The 19,303-nt window shown below is 69.0% G+C and carries 16 protein-coding genes; 7 read left to right on the top strand and 9 right to left on the bottom strand.

The genetic code is table 11. The features are described from left to right. Positions 1-31 precede the first annotated feature (31 nt). Complete coding sequence (locus tag ACYVLQ_RS16295; RefSeq protein WP_460698330.1) at positions 32-433, top strand: PaaI family thioesterase; 402 nt, start codon at positions 32-34, stop codon at positions 431-433. Between the two features lie 86 nt (positions 434-519). Continuing rightward, on the top strand, positions 520-1,272 hold the full coding sequence (locus ACYVLQ_RS16290) for an alpha/beta fold hydrolase (RefSeq protein ID WP_460698329.1): 753 nt from the start codon (positions 520-522) through the stop codon (positions 1,270-1,272). Between the two features lie 154 nt (positions 1,273-1,426). On the opposite strand, the gene ACYVLQ_RS16285 is transcribed toward ACYVLQ_RS16290, so the two are convergent. The 3 genes from ACYVLQ_RS16285 to ACYVLQ_RS16275 form a co-directional block, all read right to left on the bottom strand. Beyond that, complete coding sequence (locus ACYVLQ_RS16285; protein ID WP_460698328.1) at positions 1,427-2,851, bottom strand: MFS transporter; 1,425 nt, start codon at positions 2,849-2,851, stop codon at positions 1,427-1,429. A 748-nt stretch (positions 2,852-3,599) separates the two neighbouring features. Continuing rightward, positions 3,600-3,920 carry a hypothetical protein gene (locus ACYVLQ_RS16280; RefSeq protein ID WP_460698327.1) on the bottom strand — a complete coding sequence of 107 codons (321 nt, stop codon included), beginning with the start codon at positions 3,918-3,920 and terminating at the stop codon, positions 3,600-3,602. Between the two features lie 102 nt (positions 3,921-4,022). Then, entirely contained in the window at positions 4,023-5,321 is a 1,299-nt protein-coding gene (locus ACYVLQ_RS16275; RefSeq protein WP_460698326.1) for an aldehyde dehydrogenase family protein, read from the bottom strand. Between the two features lie 666 nt (positions 5,322-5,987). Between ACYVLQ_RS16275 and ACYVLQ_RS16270 the strand changes: the two genes are divergently transcribed. Both ACYVLQ_RS16270 and ACYVLQ_RS16265 read left to right on the top strand, forming a co-directional pair. Then, positions 5,988-7,019: an AraC family transcriptional regulator gene (locus ACYVLQ_RS16270; RefSeq protein ID WP_460698325.1), complete on the top strand. Its 1,032-nt coding sequence runs from the start codon at positions 5,988-5,990 to the stop codon at positions 7,017-7,019. 92 nt (positions 7,020-7,111) lie between these two features. Next, positions 7,112-7,702, top strand: a complete 591-nt coding sequence (locus ACYVLQ_RS16265) for an HdeD family acid-resistance protein (protein ID WP_460698324.1) — start codon at positions 7,112-7,114, stop codon at positions 7,700-7,702. A gap of 199 nt (positions 7,703-7,901) precedes the next feature. Here ACYVLQ_RS16265 and ACYVLQ_RS16260 read toward each other — a convergent pair whose 3' ends face one another. Beyond that, positions 7,902-9,239 carry a hypothetical protein gene (locus ACYVLQ_RS16260; RefSeq protein WP_460698323.1) on the bottom strand — a complete coding sequence of 446 codons (1,338 nt, stop codon included), beginning with the start codon at positions 9,237-9,239 and terminating at the stop codon, positions 7,902-7,904. Positions 9,240-9,514: 275 nt separating this feature from the next. Here ACYVLQ_RS16260 and ACYVLQ_RS16255 point away from each other — a divergent pair, with 275 nt between their 5' ends. The 3 genes from ACYVLQ_RS16255 (at position 9,515) to ACYVLQ_RS16245 (ending at position 14,782) form a co-directional block, all read left to right on the top strand. Continuing rightward, positions 9,515-10,894, top strand: a complete 1,380-nt coding sequence (locus ACYVLQ_RS16255; RefSeq protein ID WP_460698322.1) for a cytochrome P450 — start codon at positions 9,515-9,517, stop codon at positions 10,892-10,894. A 13-nt stretch (positions 10,895-10,907) separates the two neighbouring features. Beyond that, on the top strand, positions 10,908-13,169 hold the full coding sequence (locus tag ACYVLQ_RS16250) for a sensor histidine kinase (protein WP_460698321.1): 2,262 nt from the start codon (positions 10,908-10,910) through the stop codon (positions 13,167-13,169). A gap of 386 nt (positions 13,170-13,555) precedes the next feature. Beyond that, a complete protein-coding gene (locus tag ACYVLQ_RS16245; protein WP_460698320.1) occupies positions 13,556-14,782 on the top strand; it encodes an IS110 family RNA-guided transposase in 1,227 nt (408 codons plus the stop codon). A gap of 122 nt (positions 14,783-14,904) precedes the next feature. On the opposite strand, the gene ACYVLQ_RS16240 is transcribed toward ACYVLQ_RS16245, so the two are convergent. From ACYVLQ_RS16240 to ACYVLQ_RS16220, 5 genes are all read right to left on the bottom strand, one after another. Next, positions 14,905-15,681 (bottom strand): ESX secretion-associated protein EspG, encoded by a 777-nt coding sequence (locus ACYVLQ_RS16240; RefSeq protein ID WP_460698319.1) that lies wholly within the window; start codon positions 15,679-15,681, stop codon positions 14,905-14,907. Between the two features lie 105 nt (positions 15,682-15,786). Continuing rightward, the gene (locus ACYVLQ_RS16235; protein ID WP_460698318.1) at positions 15,787-17,124 is read right to left on the bottom strand and encodes a hypothetical protein; all 1,338 of its coding nucleotides are present in this window, start codon (positions 17,122-17,124) and stop codon (positions 15,787-15,789) included. A 5-nt stretch (positions 17,125-17,129) separates the two neighbouring features. After that, a complete protein-coding gene (locus ACYVLQ_RS16230) occupies positions 17,130-17,504 on the bottom strand; it encodes a hypothetical protein (protein WP_460698317.1) in 375 nt (124 codons plus the stop codon). A gap of 24 nt (positions 17,505-17,528) precedes the next feature. After that, complete coding sequence (locus ACYVLQ_RS16225; RefSeq protein ID WP_460698316.1) at positions 17,529-18,053, bottom strand: DUF3558 domain-containing protein; 525 nt, start codon at positions 18,051-18,053, stop codon at positions 17,529-17,531. 379 nt (positions 18,054-18,432) lie between these two features. Further along, entirely contained in the window at positions 18,433-18,789 is a 357-nt protein-coding gene (locus ACYVLQ_RS16220; RefSeq protein ID WP_460698315.1) for a hypothetical protein, read from the bottom strand. Positions 18,790-19,303 lie beyond the last annotated feature (514 nt).

The raw sequence follows: 19,303 nt of genomic DNA, 5'->3' as shown, positions 1-19,303 counted from the left end.
CCCGCCCCGCCGGGACCGGCATGCTCGTCCCATGATCGATACCGCGGGCACGCAGCTGTTCCACCAGACCATGCCGTTCACCGAGCGGCTCGGCGTCGAGGCGCTCGAGCACGGGCGAGCGGTGGTGCGCAGCCGGTTGGCCTGGGACGAGAGCCTGTGCACACTGGGTGGGGCGCTGCACGGCGGCGTGCTGATGTCGCTGGCGGACTCGACCGCCGCGGTCTGCGCATACCTGAATCTGCCCGAGGGCAGGCAGGGCACGACGACCGTGGAATCGAAGACGAATTTCCTGCGCGCGGTGCGGTCCGGGCACGCGGTGGCCACCGCGACGCCGCTGCACGCCGGGCGCAGCTTCATCGTCGTGGAGACCGAAATCCGGGACGACGCGGACAAACTCGTCGGCAAGGTCACCCAGACCCAAGCCGTGCTGTAGTAGCCGCAGCCGTAGGTCATGGTCAGCTCGAGGAACAGCCGGTGGACAGGGTGCCGCTGGTTCATTCACCCGATTAGCCTCGGCCCATGGCGAAGTTCGAGACATTCGACGGCTTGGAGCTCAACTTCCGAGAGTGGGAGGGCGACGGAGTTCCGGTGGTGCTGCAACACGGCATCGTCGCCGATACCAACGCCAACTGGATGAGCGTCGGCGTGGTCACGGCACTGCGGGAGGCGGGCCACCGGGTGATCTCCCTCGACGCGCGCGGGCACGGCCGCTCGGAGAAGCCGCACGACCCGGCGCGCTACTCGTGGGCCGCCATGGCCGCCGACGTGCGAGCGCTGTACGACGAACTGGGCCTGGACCAGGTCGTACAGGTGGGCTATTCGATGGGCGCGATCATCTCGCTGCTGGTCGCCGCGGCCGACGCGCGGGTGACCCGCCTGGCGATCGGCGGCGTCGGATGCGGGGTCGTCGACTTGGGCGGCATCGACCACCGGGCGATCACCGCCGAACAGCTCGTCGCCGCCATGCGGGGCGAGGCCGCGCAGGTGCCGATGCCGGGCGCGCTGTTCCGGCTGCTCGCCGAGGCCGTCGGCGCGGACCTGCCCGCCATCGCCGCCGTCGCCGCAGGTCTGAACGAGGCGCCGATCGACGACCTGACGGCCGTCGCGATGCCTACCCTCGTCCTCGCGGGCGACGCGGATCCTTTCGCGGCCGAACCCGAACGCCTGGCCGCCGCCCTCCCCGATGCCCGGTTGACCGTGGTCCCCGGCGACCACCTCGCGGCCGTCGCCACCCCCGAATTCCACACGGCCCTCGTCGAGTTCCTGCGCTGAGCCCTTCGCGCACTCCCTGCGTATTCCCGCACCGGTCTCAGCTGCCGGAGCGGGTGCGGGAATCAGCAGGGGGTGCGTGAGTAACGAGGCGCTACGACAGGGCCGGTTACCGCGCCGACTGCTCGCCACTACGTCGCAACGGCCGGTGACACCGCTACGCCTCGACGGCGGTACCCCGGGTGCCCCCGGCCCGAACGCCCCAGGGCCGCAGCAGGATCGCGATCACCAAGGCACCCGCGAGCAGGAGGGCGCCGATGACGGCCATGCCCGCGGTGAAGCGCAACGTGTCGACGACCGATAACGTCGCGGCCAGACCGAGCACGAAACCCAGTTGCCCGGCAGCGGTTTTCACGGCCGCCAGCATACCGCTCAGATCCGCCGGGAGCGCCGACATGAGCACCGCCGACTGCGGGTTCTGCGCCCACATCACACCGAATCCGGTCACCGCGCAGACCGCCGAATACACCCACAGCTCGGCATTCGCACCGACTCGTGCCAACGCCAGAATGCCTACCCCGCAACAGATCAGACCGGATACGTACATCATCCGAGCCGACCACCCCCGTTCTTGCGCCTGCGCGGCGAGATCCGCTCCGAGCACCATGCCCAGATACAGCGGAACCGCGACCATCATCACCATGGTCACCGACAGGCCCCGGTGCTCGTGCAGCGCGATGATCGTCTGCAGAACGACGACGGCGGCCGCGAACCCGGCCAGCATCCCGGTCAGCCAGGTGGCGGCGAAGGGCGCGGAGGTCAACAGGCGCACCGGAACCGCGGGGTCGGCCGTGTGTAGTTCCCACCTCGCGAACAGTGCGATCAGCACGGACCCGGCGGCCAGCACGCCCCACGCCCGCGGATCGGTCCATCCGCGATCGACAGCCCTGTACAACCCGCCGACGAGAGCGGCGAGCGCGACGGACCCCAGCGACACGCCGACACCGTCGAGGCGGCGCGGTGTGGCCGCCCTCGAATCCGGGACGGTCAGCCAGGCGAGCGCCACGAGCAGCGCGGCGACCAGGCCGGTGATCAAATAGCCGGTACGCCAAGTGGTTCCGTCTACCAATGCGGCGCCGACCACACCGGCGGCCATGATCGCCACCGACTGCAGACCCAGCCACACGCCGAAGGCCCGCGGCATATCCTCCGGAGGGTACAGCGCCGCGACGATCGCCAGCGCTGTCACGAAACAGGCGGCGAGGCCCGCGCCGGTGACGGCTCGGCCGATGAGGAAGGTCGTGGATTCCGACGCGTAGGTGGTGACGAAGGCGCCGACGACTACCGCGAACACCCCGCCGAGCAGGACCCGCCGACGCCCGAACCGATCGCCGAGCATCCCGACGCCCAGTAGGCCCGCCGACAGCGTGATCGCTCCCATACCGGCTGCCAGCCAGGCGGTTTCGGAGCCCATCGCGAAGTACGCCGAGGTCCGCGGCACGGCGACGACGTGGATGACGGTGTCGCCGCCCAGCAGACCCGACAGCAGGGCGAGGACGCCGAGGGCGAGAGCCCGACGGTCCGTTCGTCCACGCACACGCACGGGCCAGACCTGCTCCTGCGGGGTATCGAGTGCCGTCATATCCGCCTCCTCGCCTCACTGACCCGACCAGCAAGCCCCCGACAGCGGGGCGGAACGCTCCCCACGAGTATCCGAGAGTGAAACACCCTCGGACAAGATCAGCGACCAATCAGTGACCGAAGAGCAACCATCCAGCAGATCCCGGCCAAAAGCACGCCGGGAAAGAGGAGGGCGCTTGGACAGCACGCCGAGACGCACGCTGAGAGCCCCGCCGAGACAGCACGCCGAGACACACCCTGAGAGCCCCGCCGACACAGCACGCCGAGACACACCCTGAGAGCCCCGCCGACACAGCACGCCGAGACACACCCTGAGAACCCCGCCGAGACACACGCTGAGACGCACCCTGAGAGCCCCCGCCGAGACACACGCCGGGACGCACCCTGAGGGCCGCTCCGGGACAGCACGCCGAGACGCACCCTGGGAGCTCCGGCCGAGATGCACGCTGGGAGCCCCGGCCGAGATACACCCTGAGAGCCCCGCCGAGATACACCCTGGGAGCCGCGCCGAGATGCACGCTGGGAGCCGCGCAGGGATAGCACGCTGGGAGCCCGCGCAGGGATGCACGCCGGGAGAGGTCTGCACCGTCCAGGTCGGCGGGTCCGGGCCGAAGGACACGGAAAGCGATCTCGCGACCGTGGACCGCAGCAGGCGGCGGGTGTGGGGGTCGAACTCGGCGAACTCGCAGGTCGTGCTGCCCTCGGTGGGCGTGGGGCGGGAAGGGGGCCCGTTCCACGCAACGCGGCGGTCAGCGCGGCTTGATCCGACCGGCCGCGACCAGCACCCGGTAGGCCGCCGACTTGCGGGGGCAGTCGGCGACGGTGCAGTCGAGGTGCTGCTGCATGGTGCGGTGCGCCTCGGACACCTCGAGCCGGTGGTCCGGCGCGCCGTGCGACAGGGCCGCGGCCACCGGCATCGCCGGCGGCACCGACTCGGCCAGCAGGCGCTGGCGGATCTCGGCGACCGAGGTGCGCCCGGTGGGCAAGCGCTGGGGACGCACACTCATCACGATGGCCATCATCGCGCCGACCATCACCATCGTCGCCGCGAAAACCTGCCAGCCACCCATCACTTCACCTCCCCCGGGCCGGAAGTGACTGGAACGGACACATATTCGCAACAGGTGTTCATAACTCTCTCGTAGTTTCGAATTACCTTGATGCAGTGGGTATTACGCGTACCCCGGCGGTGCCAGGTGTACCGAGACGTCGTTGCGTCCCACCTGTTCCGCCAGCAGCCGACCGGCGATGTACCGCCCGGCCGCGTCATCGGCGGTCCATACGCTCGCGCACGGACCGCACGGGTCGTTGGCCAGTTCCAGCGCCGCCTCGGCGTCGGCGACCCGGACCACCGGCAGGATCGGGCCGAGGGTCTGCTGGGTCAGCACGCCCATCGCGGGGTCGGCGTCGGCGAGCACGGTCGGCTCGAACACCTGCCCGTCGACCGTGCCGCCGATGCGCAGCGTCGCGCCCTTGGCCAGAGCGTCGTCGATCTGGTCGCGCAGGTGGTCGATGTGCGCGGCCGAGGTGATGGGGGCGACGCGAACGTCGCCGGGATCCGCGGCGCCGAACGCGGCCACCTCGGCGACCAGCCGGTCGACGAACGCGTCGTATCCGGAGGCCTGGACGAACACCCGCTCGATGCTGCGGCAGCTCTGCCCCGATTCGGCGAGCCCGCCCAGCGCGATACCGGCGGCCGCCAAACCGGGATCGACATCGTCCAGCACGATCGCCGACGACTTCCCGCCCAGTTCGAGGCGGCACGGAACCAGCCGGGCCGCGGCGCGCAGCGCCACCACCTTGCCCACCTCCGGCGAGCCGGTGAAATGCACGTAGTCCACGGTGTCGACAACGGCGGGCCCGGCCTGGTGACCGGCGACGAAGTCCAGCACCGGCGGCGCGCCGATCTGCGCCCAGCCGGTGACCACGGCGCGCACGGTCAGCGGCGTCACCGCCGGGGGCTTCACGAGTACCGCGGAACCGGCCATCAGCGCCGGCACGGCGTCGAACAGCGTCGACGCGAGGGGGTAGGTCCAGGGCGGCAGGACGCCGACCACCGCGCAGGGGCGGTAGGTGATCGCCAGCTGCAATGCCACGCTCGGGAGCTCGCGCCTGCGCGGCGACGGCGCCCCGAGAAAATCGGCACCATGGGTGCGATGATAGTCCACCGCGTCGACGCCCAGACGGAATTCCCGCAAAGCCGCAGCAACCGACTTTCCGGTTTCCGAAGCCAGCAGGTCGACCAGCGTCTGCTCATTCCCGGACAACCATTCCCGGAACCGCGTCAACCACTGCACCCTGCCGACGACACCCATTGCGCGCCAACCGGTTTGCGCGTGCCGCAGGGAGGTGGCGACGGCGCCGACCCGGTCGGGGGTGTGCGTCGGCAGGGTGCCCAGCGCCCGGCCGTCGCCGGGCGCGGTCACGGTGATCCAGGTATTGCCAGCGGTATTCGGATAAGTGGACAGCATTCGGTTCACTCCGGGCGAGGTGGATGCGGCAGGATCACTCCGCGATCGCTCGGCGCACGAAAGGATGGGACGAATGCCCGGGTGGGAGGGTTGCGCCGGTCACTGTGCGGCATGTGAGAAACCGTATGGCTAATGCAACTCTGCAACCAGCGCACAATGGGCCAGAAATCGGCGAATATCGGCCGCTCCCAGCAAACTTACCGACGAGTACCGGCCCGCATCGGCGCGCGAGCACGCTGGGACCGCCTATGCCGCAGGCGAATCCGACCACGGCGCGGTTTACGAGCGCCGATGCGCGGAACTGCCGCAACGCCGCCGCAACCAGGTGGGTAGCAACGGCCGCGTGCGCGATCTGCTGCTCCGCCGCGGTGGAGTTGACCGACCAGTCTCGTCTTGCCGCCGATCTCGACGTGAGCGTCCGCACGCCGGGCCGCCGACTTGCCGAGGAGGACACCACCTTTCGCGAACAGTCCAGAGACCGTCGGCCTGCCCGCCGAGGAACCGCTGGTCGCGAGGCCGACCATGGAGAATGTGATCGAGCGGTCACCCGGCCACTTCGCCCGCACGCACCGGGGCCGGGTCTCGGTGCGGGTGTAGGAAATACGATTATCGTACCGATCGGCGGATTTGGGCCACCGGCACGCAAATCTCTGCGACTATGCCTAGGTGGACGAGCCTGCGCAGGTGCGGTCGATCAACGGTGTGTCGCTGCTGGCGGACTACGCGGTCACGCGCGGTCTGACCATGCCGGATATTCTGCGGGCCACCGGAATTCGCGAGCAACAGCTGCAGAATCCGCACAGCGAGATCACCCTCGCCCAGGAACTCACGATGCTGCACAACGTCGTCGAGGGCATCCACGACGAACCGGGCCTGGGCCTGATGGCCGGGCTGCTGTGCCACCCGCCGTCGTTCGGCGTGCTCGGCTTCGCCGTGATGAGCAGCCCGACGCTGCGCCACGCCGCGGAGATCGGCGTGCGCTACGCGGACCTGTGGTTCACCGTCGCCCGCCACGCCCTGGTCGACCGGGGCGACGAGGTCTGGCTGGTGCGCGACGATCACGCCGTTCCCCCGGCGCTGCGCCGGTTCACGCTGGAGCGAGACTTCTCGGCGATCGCCACGATCCAGCAGGACCTGGTCCCGACGCGAGTCCCCACGCTGCGGGTGGAGGTGACCGTCGAGCCGCATCCGGTGTACGAGATGTTCGCGGCGATGCTGGGCGTGGACAAGATCACCTTCGGGTCTTCGCAATCGGTCATCGCTTGGCACGGCACCGCACTGGATCTGCCGCTCCCGCAGGCGAACACCGCGACCGCCCGCTTCTACGAACAGCAGTGCGCAGACATCATGCAGCGCCGGCTCAGCCGGGGCGGCGTCAGCGGCCGGGTGCGCGAGCTGCTGATTCGCCACGGCGGCGTCACCGACCAGTCCCGCATCGCCGCCGATCTCGACGTCAGCGTGCGCACCCTGCGTCGGCGACTCGCCGAGGAGGGCACCACCTTCCGCGAGCTGTCCAACGAGACGATCGGCATGCTCGCCGAGGAACTGCTGGTCGCCGGGCTCACGGTGGAGAATGTGGCCGATCGGCTCGGCTACTCCAGCGTGTCGGCGTTCACCTCGGCGTTCCGCTCCTGGAAGGGCCAGCCGCCCGGACATTTCGCGCGTACCCACCGCGGGCGCGCCGCAGCGCGGGTGTAGCGAGCGCCGGGAGGCGCGAGCCCGGCACAACGTGATGAGTTCGATACTGGCTAATTGGACGCTATTGGTTCAGCTGGCCTTATTCTGCCGGAATGACACCCAGCAAAGAAGGAGTTTTCGAAGGGCCACTGCATCAACTGGCCCGCGGCGCGTGGCAGTCCATGGTGGTCATCGGCATTCTGTCGGTCGTCATCGGCATCATGGTTCTGGTCTGGCCCGGACCGACCCTCCTGGTCGCGGGAATTCTGTTCGGCATCTATTTGCTGGTCTCCGGCATCCTGCAGTTGGTGGCGGCGTTCGGCGCACACGTCAGCACCGGCTGGCGGGTGCTCTCGGTCATCAGCGGCGTGCTGTCGTTCATCCTGGCGTTCTTCAGCTTCCGGCACATCGGCGACGCGATCGTGCTGCTGGCGCTGTGGATCGGTATCAGCTGGCTGTTCCGCGGGATCGCGGTGCTGGTCGCCGGCGCCGAATCGCCGTCGGGGATGCCCGGCCGCGGCTGGTCGATCTTCTACGGCATCGTGCTACTGATCGGCGGCATCGTGCTGGTGGTATGGCCGATCAGCTCGATCGTCACGCTGACGCTGGTGGCGGGCTGGTGGCTGATCTTCATGGGCGTCATGGAGGTCATCTACGCGTTCCAGGTGCGCGGCGCGGCCAAGCACACACCGAGCGAACTCTGAGTTCGCCGGGTCCATATTCGACCCGGACCCCGAAAGTGGTTCAGCCCCGGATGCATTCGTCCGGGGCTGAATTTTTCCGTCCCCACCACTTCCTACTGTCCGGTGATTCGGAACAACCCGGTGATAGTGCCCTGGTATTGGGTGCCGTCCGGGGCTAGGGAGCCGACCATTTGGAGGGTGTCGGTGGCTATGGTGGCGCCTATTCGCTGTTGAGTCCGGATGGCGCCGGTGGTGGCGTCGATGACGGTGTAGTCGAATGGGTCCACCGGCGTGGTATGCCCTTCCGGCAAATCCTGGCGGGCGACGGTATAGATGTTGCCGTCGGCGGTGGACAGGCGTGGAACGGCCGCGGACGCAACGGAATTGGTCCAGGCGATCGAACACCCGTTCCGGCCCGATCGATATCGACGCGGGTCATGCCGCCGCGGAATCCGGCCGACGACGGGTCGCTGGGACCGGAGGCGCCCGCGGGATAGGGGTAGCCGTAGGTGCTGGCGACGAATACGCTGTCGCCCGCGCCGATCGGGGAGTTCTCCGTCCCGCTCGCCCCGGGCAGCACCGGAATCGAGCACACCTGGCGGCCGGTAGCAGCCTCGAATACCAGCAGATGTTCCTCGGGCACGGCATTGTCGGTGATCGTCACGTAGTCCGATCCGGTGCGCGGGCCGAAGAAGGTCGGAGTCGCGCCGGTCCCCCAGCTCAGCTGGCCGGGCTTGCGGGCGGGTCCACGATCGTAGTCGCGGCGCCACGCGATCCGCGGCGCACCGGAGGCGTGGGCCCGCAGCAAATAGAGGGCGTGGTCGCTGGCTACCGCGACGCCTTCCGGCGCGGCCGCGATGCTGTTGGCCACCCCCTCACCCGAACCGAGCGGAATCGACTCCACCGCACCGGACGCCGGATCGACGAACCCGGCCCGCCCGTGGTCGGTCACGAACCAGATGCGGCCGTCGCGATCGGGCACCAGCGATTCGAGCGCATCGCAGCCCGGCGCCCCGCACGGCTCCGTCACCGCCGCCTCGACCGACACCGTGCGGCGCGCCAGCAGTCGCCAGCGGCCGTCCCCGTCGCGCTCGTGACCGATCCAGGTGATCGTGTCCCCGCCCGCGGCGGCCACGAAATCCCCTGCGGCGTCGATATATCCGTAGACGCCGCCGAGCAGGCTGCCCGCCGCGAGCGACAGCGACGCCAGTGGATCGCCGGACGCCGGATCCAGGAGATACAGCACGGGCGCGCGAGTGGCGATATCGGTGCACAGCGCCTGCGGCAGCCCGTCCGCGCCGATCGGAATCGTCGGGCAGGCCGCCCCCAGCGCGACGAATCGCGCACGCACCGAACCGATTCCCGGGCCCGGATTCGGAGTGGTGTCCGAGGCCTCGGCGTCGCCGTGCATGGTCGCCGTCCCGGCGGGACCGAGCCACGGGTGCGCGGGCGCCTGCGGGCCGAAATCGGCGCCCGCGGTGGCGGGCAGACAGGCCAGCCCCGCGGCCAGCAGTACCGCGGCCACCCGCACGACACGATCTGATCCGGGCAACCGCATAACGGGCAGACTAATACGCGGCGGCGCCGCGACGCCGGTGCTCCTCGAGAGAATATTGCGCCCGGACCCGCCCGCGTTACGCCCCGACATATCGGGGCTTCGCAGGGTTCGAGCCTGCCGTCACACTGGTCGGTGATCACGCTCGGGGGCTGACGAATAGCACGCGCATGCCTGCCGGTCTATTCGTGCTCACGCCGAAGGCACGCGATCACTCGACCGGCAAGACGTACGGGGTTGGATGCGGTGTGCACACCGACAACACGGGAGGATTGTCGATGCTGGACCGAAGCATTGCTACGGGGCCGATGTCGCCACCGCGCAGCAGGCGTTTCCCGCCGCTGGGCGAGGCCGTGCCGATGATGCGCGACCCGCTGGCGGTGATGACTCGCCTGACCGGCGAGTACGGGCCGATCAGCGAATTCCGGCTGGGTCCCACGCGGGCCGTGCTGATCGCCGGGCCGGAGGAGATACACGAGGTGCTGGTCGGCAACGCCGACGATTTCGGCCGCGCCCGGGCCATGGTGCTCGGCCTGTGGCCCGCGCTGCGCAACGGCCTGGTCATCTCCGAGGGCGACCTGCACCACCGCCAGCGGAGCCTGATCGGCCCGCTGTTCACGCCGCGGCAGACGGCCGGGTACGTCGACGCCATCGCCGTCCAGGTGCGCGCGCACCTGGACCGCTGGGCGTTGGCCGGGCGATTCGACGCGCTGGACGCGATGCAGCGGCTCACGCACGACATCATGAGCAATCTGTTCGCCGGTGAATCCCTCGCCGACGACGAGGAGACCCTGGCCGCCATCACCCGCGTCTTCGACTGGGAGATCCGGCTGCTGACCCGGCCGATCGTGGCGCCGCTGAACATCCCGACCCGGCGCAACCGCGTATTCCTGCGCGATATCGCGTACCTGCGCGGGCGCGTCGGCGAACTGATAGCGGCTCGCCGCAGCGGCGCCGAGACCACCGACGACCTGCTGCACGGCCTGGCGCGGGTCGCGGACGACGACGGGGAGATGGACTTCGAGCAGGTCGTCGACGAGGCTATCAATCTGTGGGCCTCCGGGATCGAAACCTCCTCCGACGCACAGTTCTGGACCGCGTACGCGCTCGCGCGGAATCCGGAGGTGGCGGCGCGGGCGCGCGCGGAGGCCGATCTCGTACTCGGCGGCCACCCGCCCACCGTCGAGGACCTGCCGAGACTGCAGTACTGCCTGCAGGTGTTCAAGGAGACCCTGCGGCTGTACTCGCCGGCGCCCGCCTTCCTGCGACAGGCCGTGCGCGACACCACCATCGGCGGGTACCGGGTGCGGCGGGGCACTGTCGTGTTCGTCGCCCCGTACGTGATGCACCGCTCCCCCGAGTGGTTCCCGCGGCCGCTGGAGTTCGACCCGGACCGGTTCGCGCCCGACCGGAAGCTGCCGCGGTTCGCCTACCTGCCTTGGGGCGCGGGGCGGCACGTCTGCGTGGGCTCCTCGCTCGCGCTGCTGGAGGGCCAGATCTTCACCGCGATGCTGCTGAACTCCGGCGCGCTGACCTTCGACGACAGCGATGCCGTGCGGCCGCACCTGCAGACCAATCTTCGTCCGAAGGGCCGCGTGCAGGCGGTGTACGAGGCTCGCGACGACGCACCGGTGGGCGATTCAACCGCATGCGTGTGATCCGGACGTCGCCGTGACAGCTGCCACCGGTGCGCGCACCGGACCCGTGGCGGCGCGGCTGACTCGTTCGGCGGCGCTGCTCATCGGCGCGATCGGCGTGCTCCTCGCGCTCGCGGTGGGCCGGGAGGCGTGGCAGCAGTCGTGGCTCATGGCGGTGTGGTGGACGCCGCTGGTGGTGGCCACCGTGTTCGGGACCTGCCTGGTGCTGATGGTGCTGGCGTTCTCGGCGTCGCTGCGCGTCATCAGGAGCCTGTGCGGGGCGGTATCGCTGGCCCTGCTGGCGGCGATCGCGTTGGCGCCGTGGGCCATTCGTCATCCCGACCTCGAGGACGACCCGTTCTGGCTGCTGCGTATCGTGGCGCTGGGCGCGGCGGCGGGTGCGCTGGTGTGGCGACCGCGGGTGGCGGCCACCACGGCGGTGCTGTCCGTCGCCGGGGGCGCGCTGATCAACGGGCTGGTACAGGGCGGGGTCGGATGGTTGGCGTTCCTGCTGGACTTCTCCCGGAACTTCGGCATCGCGGGCCTGCTCACGTGGAGCCTGATCACGGTCGTGCGGGCGGCCGCCACCCTGGACGAGCAGTCCCGGCGGGCGGAACAGGATGCGGCGCAGGTGGCGGCGGCGGATGCGAAAAGCCGTGAGCGGGCCCGCTTCGCCGCGATCATCCACGACGATGTGATGTCCACCCTGCTCGATGCCTCCCGAGGCCGGGATGCCACGGTGCTGGGCCGCCAGTCCCGAAAGACGTTGCGCCAGTTCGACGAATTCCGGCGCAGCGAGGAGCGCGCCAACTTCGATGCCTTCGGCGCGATCGGCATGTTGCGCGCGACGGTGTCGGCGATCAACCCGGGCATCGCATTTCGTTCCAAGCGGTTGTCCGGATTCGCTCGCCTGCAGGTGCCCGCCGACGTCGGCGACACCATCGCGGCGGCGCTGGCGGAGGCGGTCCGCAACAGCCTGCGCCACGGCGGGGGCACCGGTCGGCGCGTGCACCGCGATGTCACCGTCACGGTGGGCACCGGGGCGCTGCGGGTCGAAATGCGCGACGACGGCGCGGGTTTCGACGCCGACGCGGTCCCCGCGCACCGGCTCGGCGTGCGGCGCAGCATTCTCGCCCGGATGGCGGACCTGCCCGGCGGGGCGGCGTTCGTCGATTCCGCGCCGGGCCAGGGGACGACGGTCACCCTGGTGTGGGTGCACCCGAGCATCGAGGACCGGGCCCCGGACGCCGAGCCCGCACGGATGCGGCACTCGAGCGCACCGCAGCGCTGGGACCTGCGCGGCCTGGTCGGGCTCCGCGGGCGGCAGGGCGTGTTCGTGACGGCCGTCGTGCTGGCCACCATCGCCTCGATGGCGGTGTCGAACCTGCGCAGCGTTCCGGGCCACGGGATCGGCATTCTGGTGGCCTACGTGGTGATCGCGATCGCCGCGGTGGTGGCCATCGCCATCGATACCGACCCGTTCCCGTGGCCCGTCGCGCTGGTGGTCGCCGCCGTCGGCCCGCTGGCCACGGCGCTGGCCTACCACCGCGTCGAGGCGGGCGCGGTACACCAGTTCGTGTGGACGATCTACGCGACCTCCGTGGTGCTGTGCTTCCTCGCCGTCCGCGGGCGCAGCGGGTACGCGGTGGCGGGCATCGCCGTGACGACGCTGGTCGCGGTGGTCGGCATCGGCCTCGGCGCCCGCGGAATCTCGCTGTCGATGACGCCCATCGTCATCGTGGCGAGCGGCACGCTGATGGCATCGATCGCCAGCTCGAACCTGCAGGCGCTGCGGCGCATCGCCGACGAGTCCGCCGCCCGGGCCGCGGCCCAGGCCACCATCCGGGCGCAAAGCGAGGAACGCGCCCGGCAGTTGGAACGGCTCGACGACCGGGCGCGGCCGATGCTCGAGCGGATCGCCGCCGGCGACGGTCTCACCGGCACCGAGCGCCACGAATCCCGCCTGCTGGAGGCCGAACTGCGCGACAGTCTGCGGGCGCCCGCGCTGACCACGGCCGCGCTGGCCGCCGCCACCCGCGGCGCCCGCGGGCGGGGCGTGGAGGTGCTGCTGCTCGACGACGGCGGTCTGGCCGAGGCCAGCGACGGGCTGGTGTCGACCGTCGTCGACACCGCTGCGCAGCAATTGGACAAGGCCAATGCCGGGTCCATCACCGTGCGCATCCTGCCGCCCGGCCGCCACGTCCTGGCCACGATTCTCGTCGACGGGCCGTCGGAGATGCGCCGCATCGAGATCGACCACGACGGCGTGGCCCACACTCTCGTCGAGGAAGGGTGAACGGGCGCAGCGAAACTCAGTCCAGTGGCAGCGGTGGCAATCCGCCGCCGCAACAAAATCACCACAACCGTCCGAGCCGCCGATGCGGCCTGAGACCACCCGCCCGTCACTCCGACCCGCCCTAATGAGGTCTAGCGGGTGGCCCTCCCACTGTTCCTCGGTCGGGCAGACTCGCTACTGGTAGCGGCTGGCAGGTGAGCACATGATGCGCCCCGGACCTCGAGTCCTGGACTGAGATCGTGCCCCTGTCGGTCGGCCGGGAGGATGGATCGCTGCTGGGATGTCGTGCCCGCCGCCGGTCGGCGTGAGCACAGGTTCATCAGGTCGCCGACTACTCCCGCCCGCTGCCGGGACATGCCGTCCGACAACGATGAACGGAGCTTGTTGTGCTGCTGGTCGGTGACGACTGGGCCGAGGACCATCACGATATCGAGGTGATGAACGAGCAAGGCAAACGACTGGCGAAGGCGCGGTTGCCCGAGGGGCTCGCCGGGATCACCCGCCTGCACACGATCGTCGCCGAACACCTCGGCAACGATGACGACACCGCCGAGGTGCGGATCGGCATCGAAACCGACCGCGGCCCCTGGGTCGCCGCGCTCATCGCCGCCGGGTACACCGTCTACGCGGTCAACCCGCTGCAAGCGGCCCGGTTCCGGGAACGACACAGCATCTCCGGCGCCGAAAGCGACGCCGCCGACGCGCACACCCTGGCCGACATGGTCCGCACCGACGCCCACCAGCTCCGCCCCGTCGCCGGCGACAGCCCCCGAGCCGAAGCGGTGAAAGTTGTTGCCAGAACACACAAGACGATGATCTGGGAACGAACCAGAAACACCCAGCGACTGCGCCACGCACTGCGGGAGTACTTCCCCGCCGCCCTGGAGGCATTCACCGACCTCGACGCCGCAGACACCCTGGAACTGCTCGGCAAAGCTCCCGACCCGGCGTCGGCGGCCCGGTTGTCGCTCAACCAGATCACAGCCGCCCTGAAACGGGCCGGACGCCGCGACATCGAGGTCAAGGCCGCCCGGATACAGCAAATCCTGCGTGGCCAGCAGCTGGGCCGCCACCCGGTGATCGAGCAGGCCTACGCCGCCACGACCAGATCGGCGGTCGCGGTCCTGATCACCCTCGACGCACAGGTGAAGACCCTGCAAGGGGAGGTCGAGGCGCATTTTGGCCGGCACCCGGCCGCTGAGATCATCGGGTCCCAACCAGGACTGGGTGTGATCCTCGGAGCCCGGGTGCTCGCCGAGTTCGGAGACGACCCCCACCGCTACGCTTCAGCGAAGGCCCGCAAGAACTACGCCGCGACCAGCCCCATCACCCGCGCGTCGGGAAAGCTGAGAATCGTCGCTGCCCGATACGTCCACCAGGACCGCCTCGTCGATGCCCTACTGCGCCAGGCGTTCTCCGCCCTGAGCTGCTCGCCCGGCGCACGCGCCCACTACGACAAGCAACGCGCTCGCGGCATCAACCACAGCGCAGCACTACACCACGTCGCGAACCGGCTCGTCGGCATCCTGCACGGCTGCCTGAAAACCAGCTCGCTCTACGACGAAGCCACCGCCTGGGCACACCACACCCAACACATACCAGCCGCCGCTTGACAACAGCAGACCCTGGGATGTCTCAGTCGTTTCCGGGATCACGAAGGAAGTCCGGCACTTCGGCGAGCGCGTTGGAGTTGCGGAGGTTTGGGTACGGGAGGGGGCGGCGCCAGGTCTGGCGGTCAGGGGCGGGGGTGGATGCCGGTGCGGACCTCGGTTGTGGTGCGGGTGAGCATTTGGCGGACCTGGGCGGTCATGCGGGTGGAGTCGGTGGGCTTCACGCTGATGATTCGGTCGCCGAAGATCGCGTAGCGGCCGTCGTCGGCGAAGTCTGTGATCTGGAAGTCCTTGCGGCCGTTGGTGTGTCGGTTGTCGGCACTGCCCCACGGGTAAACGGCGATGTGGAAGGTCGCGGTGGTCGGGCGGTTGAAGAAGCGGGCGAGCTGTTCTTTCGGGCCGACGGCCCAGGGGTCGCGGACGTGCCCGACCGGACGTTCCAGGTCCTCCATCGGGATGGAAAACGACTTCCCTTGTCCCGCAGCACATTCAGGTAGCACCGCGATCAAGTCGGGGGCGAGGCGGTCGGCGGGGAGCAGCGACAGGCGCACGGCGCCGCCGACCGTGTCGTCCGGGCCCGGGTCCTGCACCAGGAGCACGCCGTCACCGTCGTGTACCCCACCGTGCGCGCGGATCCGGTGCTCGCGATTGCGGCCACGGAACCCGGCGACCTCGACGCGGGCCTCCGGATCGAGCAGTATCCCGACGGCGCGTTCGAGATCGTCGTCCAGTTGCGGCAATACGGTGCGGGCGACCCGCTGGCGGGTGCGGTTCACCTCCTCCAGCGTGGGTTCGGCGAGGAAGCGGTGCGCCAGCGGGTACGGCAGCACGTCCCGGCCCGTGGAATCCCACAGCACGCGGAATTCGACACCGTCGAATCGCCACCGTCTGTCACTGCTCATTGCCGAACCCAGCACCATCACTCATCCGCCGGTCCCACCGTTCCGGCGAGTCCACCTGCTGCGAAGCATCACTCGCGCATCCACTGCCGGGGCAGCACGTTTCCGTCATTCGCCGAGGACGGGGGGCACGGTCTTCGGAAGATCCGGGATGCCGGTCAGCTCGTCGCCGTGCTCCTGCGTGATCAGGTAGTCCGGGATGCCCTTGTTACGCTCCTCTTCCTTGTCGCCCTGACCGCGGCCCGCGGCGGCGGGGCCCATGCCCGGCATGCCACCGGCTCCAGGACGTCCCGCTGCGGCCACGGCGCGCCCCGCACCGCCGGACGCCGAACCCGGTTGCGCCGCAAGGGGAACGCTGGCACCGACACCACCGGCCGAACCGCCGCCCAGCCCACCGGTGCCGCCACCACCCACGCCACCACCGGGACCGCCGCCGAGACCGCGCGGCCCGGAGGCGCCCGAGGACGCGTTGGGATCCACGCCGGAGGAGATCGTCGCGGATGCGGGGTCGGTGCTTGTGTCCTGGCTCGAATTCCCCGAACCCGTCGACTGGCCGGTATCGGTCGAATTCGACTGCGCGTTCTCCGAATTCGGATCCTGCGTGCCGGAGTCCTGTCCGGTCGGATTCGTGGTGCCGTTACCGTTCGTGCCCCCGGTCGAGTTCGGCCCGCCGGTGTTGCCGCCCGGTGTCACGGGCGGCGGCTGGTCGCCCGGAGTTACCGGCTTCTGCTCGTTCGGTTTCGGGATGACCGGGACGTTCGTATCGCTCTCGTGGACCACGGGGGCGTAGACGGTCGAGAGAACACGCTTCGCCTCGGTGTAGGCATTGTGGTACGCCGAGTCGTCGTTCTTCCATCCTCGCCCGGCGACGAAATGGCGGAAATTGCTCACGCCCGATCGGTGCTCGGGCACATGGGGCACAAGGTCTTTCGTGGGCTGGAGTCCGGTGCGTAGTTCTTCCAGCTTATTACCGGTCAGCGTGGCGGCCTTCGAGACCTGGGAGGCCTGCGTCGTGTAGTCGGTGACCGCCTGCGCGGCGGCGTTGCGCGCCTCGCCGCGCCAGATCTCCTCGCTGGTGGCCTTGGTCATCGCCTGCTGGAAGGTCTGCAGCGAGGTGGTGTCCTTGGTTCCGATCTGACGCCAGGCCGCGATGAGGTCGCCGACCGCGTTCAGATCGATCTTGTCGACCTTCCCGCGCAGTGTCGCCAGGTCGTGCTGTTCGAAATTGTCGGTGCTGTTCACCGATCGGGGGCGGAAAGCGCCCTGGAAGCCGATATTCGTCGCCCCGGCGCGGACGCTGTCCCGCTGGCGGTTGTAGCGGTCCTGCACGTCGCCCGGGTCGGTGGCGTCGGGGATGTCTTCACCCGCGATCCAGCTGGTCAGGGCGTTGCCCATCGACCGGGGGATTTGCGAGAAGTCAGGGATGCCGAAATTCGGGTAGGTCATGGTCGTTACCCGCCCGTCTGGGAGATGGCACCGGCGTTGGAGACGTCCTGGCCGGTGAGGCGTTTGATGGAGAGGGCCATGACCTCGCGCATGTTCTTGACGGTCTCGATGTGGTCTTTGATGATCTGGTCAATCGAGTTGGGCTCCCCTGTGGCCTGTTTGAGGAATCCAGCTTCCAGAGCATGACCCATGTCGAAGTCGCCGAATCCGGAGACAAGTTGCGTCCGACGCGCGGCGTTGAGCATGTCTCCCAAATCCGTGAGCCGCTGGTCGCATGCAGCGAGACAGCTACGCGCCACAGCTTCGTCATCCAGATATAGCTCGCCCGCGCGGGCATGTTCTGCCATCTGCTGCCACTTCGCTGCTTCTTCTGCCGCCATGTTTGCACCCTCCCCTGTTGATTTCTACCGCGGTAGCAGCGGAACCAGCTGCTCGCCGACATTATGGAGTGACACGCACGGATCACCTGGATTATCAACAATGGCGCTATTACTGATCATTATTTCGATGACGCCTTGAGCAGCAGGAAACGCGATATCGCATGTATCGTTCTTGCTCGCGCCTTCGACCCGATACTGGCGACCTTTGCGCCCTGCGATCACCACATCCTGGAGATCGACATTGCCAGGCTTGGCCACGACCTCATCCACGGTGCGCTTTCCCGAAGCGACGTTCACGTGGTAGTTCCTGCCCCTCCAACTGCACATCTCCCACCCGCTCTGATGAACCCCCGCGATCCCAGACTCCTTGGCCTTCGGGTCCACCCCCGCCCGCACCAGCGCATCATCCGGAATCTGCGTGCACGGATCCCACAGCTTCGCCTCAGCAGTGGTCGTGGGGCCTTTCGAGCCGTCCCCGCCCCCGTCGTTACAGGCCGCCATCGCCGGGACCATGGCCGCCAGCAGGAAAATCGCAAGTCGGCGTGCCACTGTCCGCCCCCTCAGCTAGATCATTGCCGCATCTGGACCGCTCGACCTTACCAAACCGAGATGGCCGACGCCGAGCCACGAGGACCACCCCGGCAAGGCGTGGAGACCTGCGGTAAGGCCGTGGTGTGTTGGCATGGCGGGCGCCAAGTGCAGCGTCCGCTCCGGACGCCTAGATCCAGCGTGACGCCAGTTCGGGCCGGGCAGCGTGCCTGGGGGCGGCAGTCCGCGAGCGCTCCCGACCCGGGCCGCGATATGCGCAGCGACCTTGGTGAGTTGCCCTGCGAGCACGGCTATTTCGCGGTCACCCAGGCCCAGTATCGCCACGTCGAGCGCGGAGCACTCACAGGCGCTCACCCGGCGGATGTTATCGAGCAGGTCGTCATTCCGCGCGGCCCCGTCCACGGGCACGTCCCCCCTCACGGCATCCGAGTGTCCTTCGCGGCCAACGCAACCGGGGGTACAGCGTCCATACGTCCACCGACTGCCGAACCACATCCATCCATCCGCCGAGATGCAGCGACGACGGCACCACCACCAGCCCTGTGCCGGGCACTCCCAGCGACGAGACGAGCAGCGGAAACCACGCATCGGAGGGCTCCACGTACACCGCACGCAGATCCCACTGCCGATCCGCGGCCAGCGCACGAATCTCCCCGACGTATCCGTCCGCCCGCGACGGCGCGATATCAACGCGCACAATGCCGTACGCCCGAGGGGAGCCCACGCGGCCCCGCATCGGCTCAGCTCCCGACATGGGGAGCGTCGGCGGGTATCATCCGGTTTGCCTGTACCAGAACGGATTTGGCGTACCGGAGGGCTGGGCAGGCGGTCACCGGGCATTCCTTGTGCACCTGCATCACCGCATGAGCTTCCGCGACGGTCCAATTCCGTCTCGGCGGCGGCGCTTCGTGCACCATCAGCACCGGATGGGCTTGCTCGGGCAGCATTTCGGTCGGCCTTCCTCGGGTGGGAGTGCTTCGGCGGCCGGGGCGGTATCGTCGCCGCACGTGATACATGTTGCCCAGGTCACAATGGAGGAGGAAGGTAAGCACTACGCAAGCGTCAGCAATCGGTAGCAACAGGCAGGCAGGGGTGCCGTGGCGGATGTGACGATGTGGACCGGTAGGCATGTCAAGGCTCTGCGGGACGCGACCAGAAGGACACAGCAGCAACTGGCGGACGAGCTGACTGAACCGTCCCGGGTTTGGGGCCGCTTCCTTTCTTGAGGAAGATGGTCTCCATCATGTCGA

Source organism: Nocardia thraciensis (genome assembly GCF_054782435.1).
The sequence above is the reverse complement of the archived record's forward strand: the minus strand, read 5'-3'. Positions and strand labels throughout refer to the sequence as shown.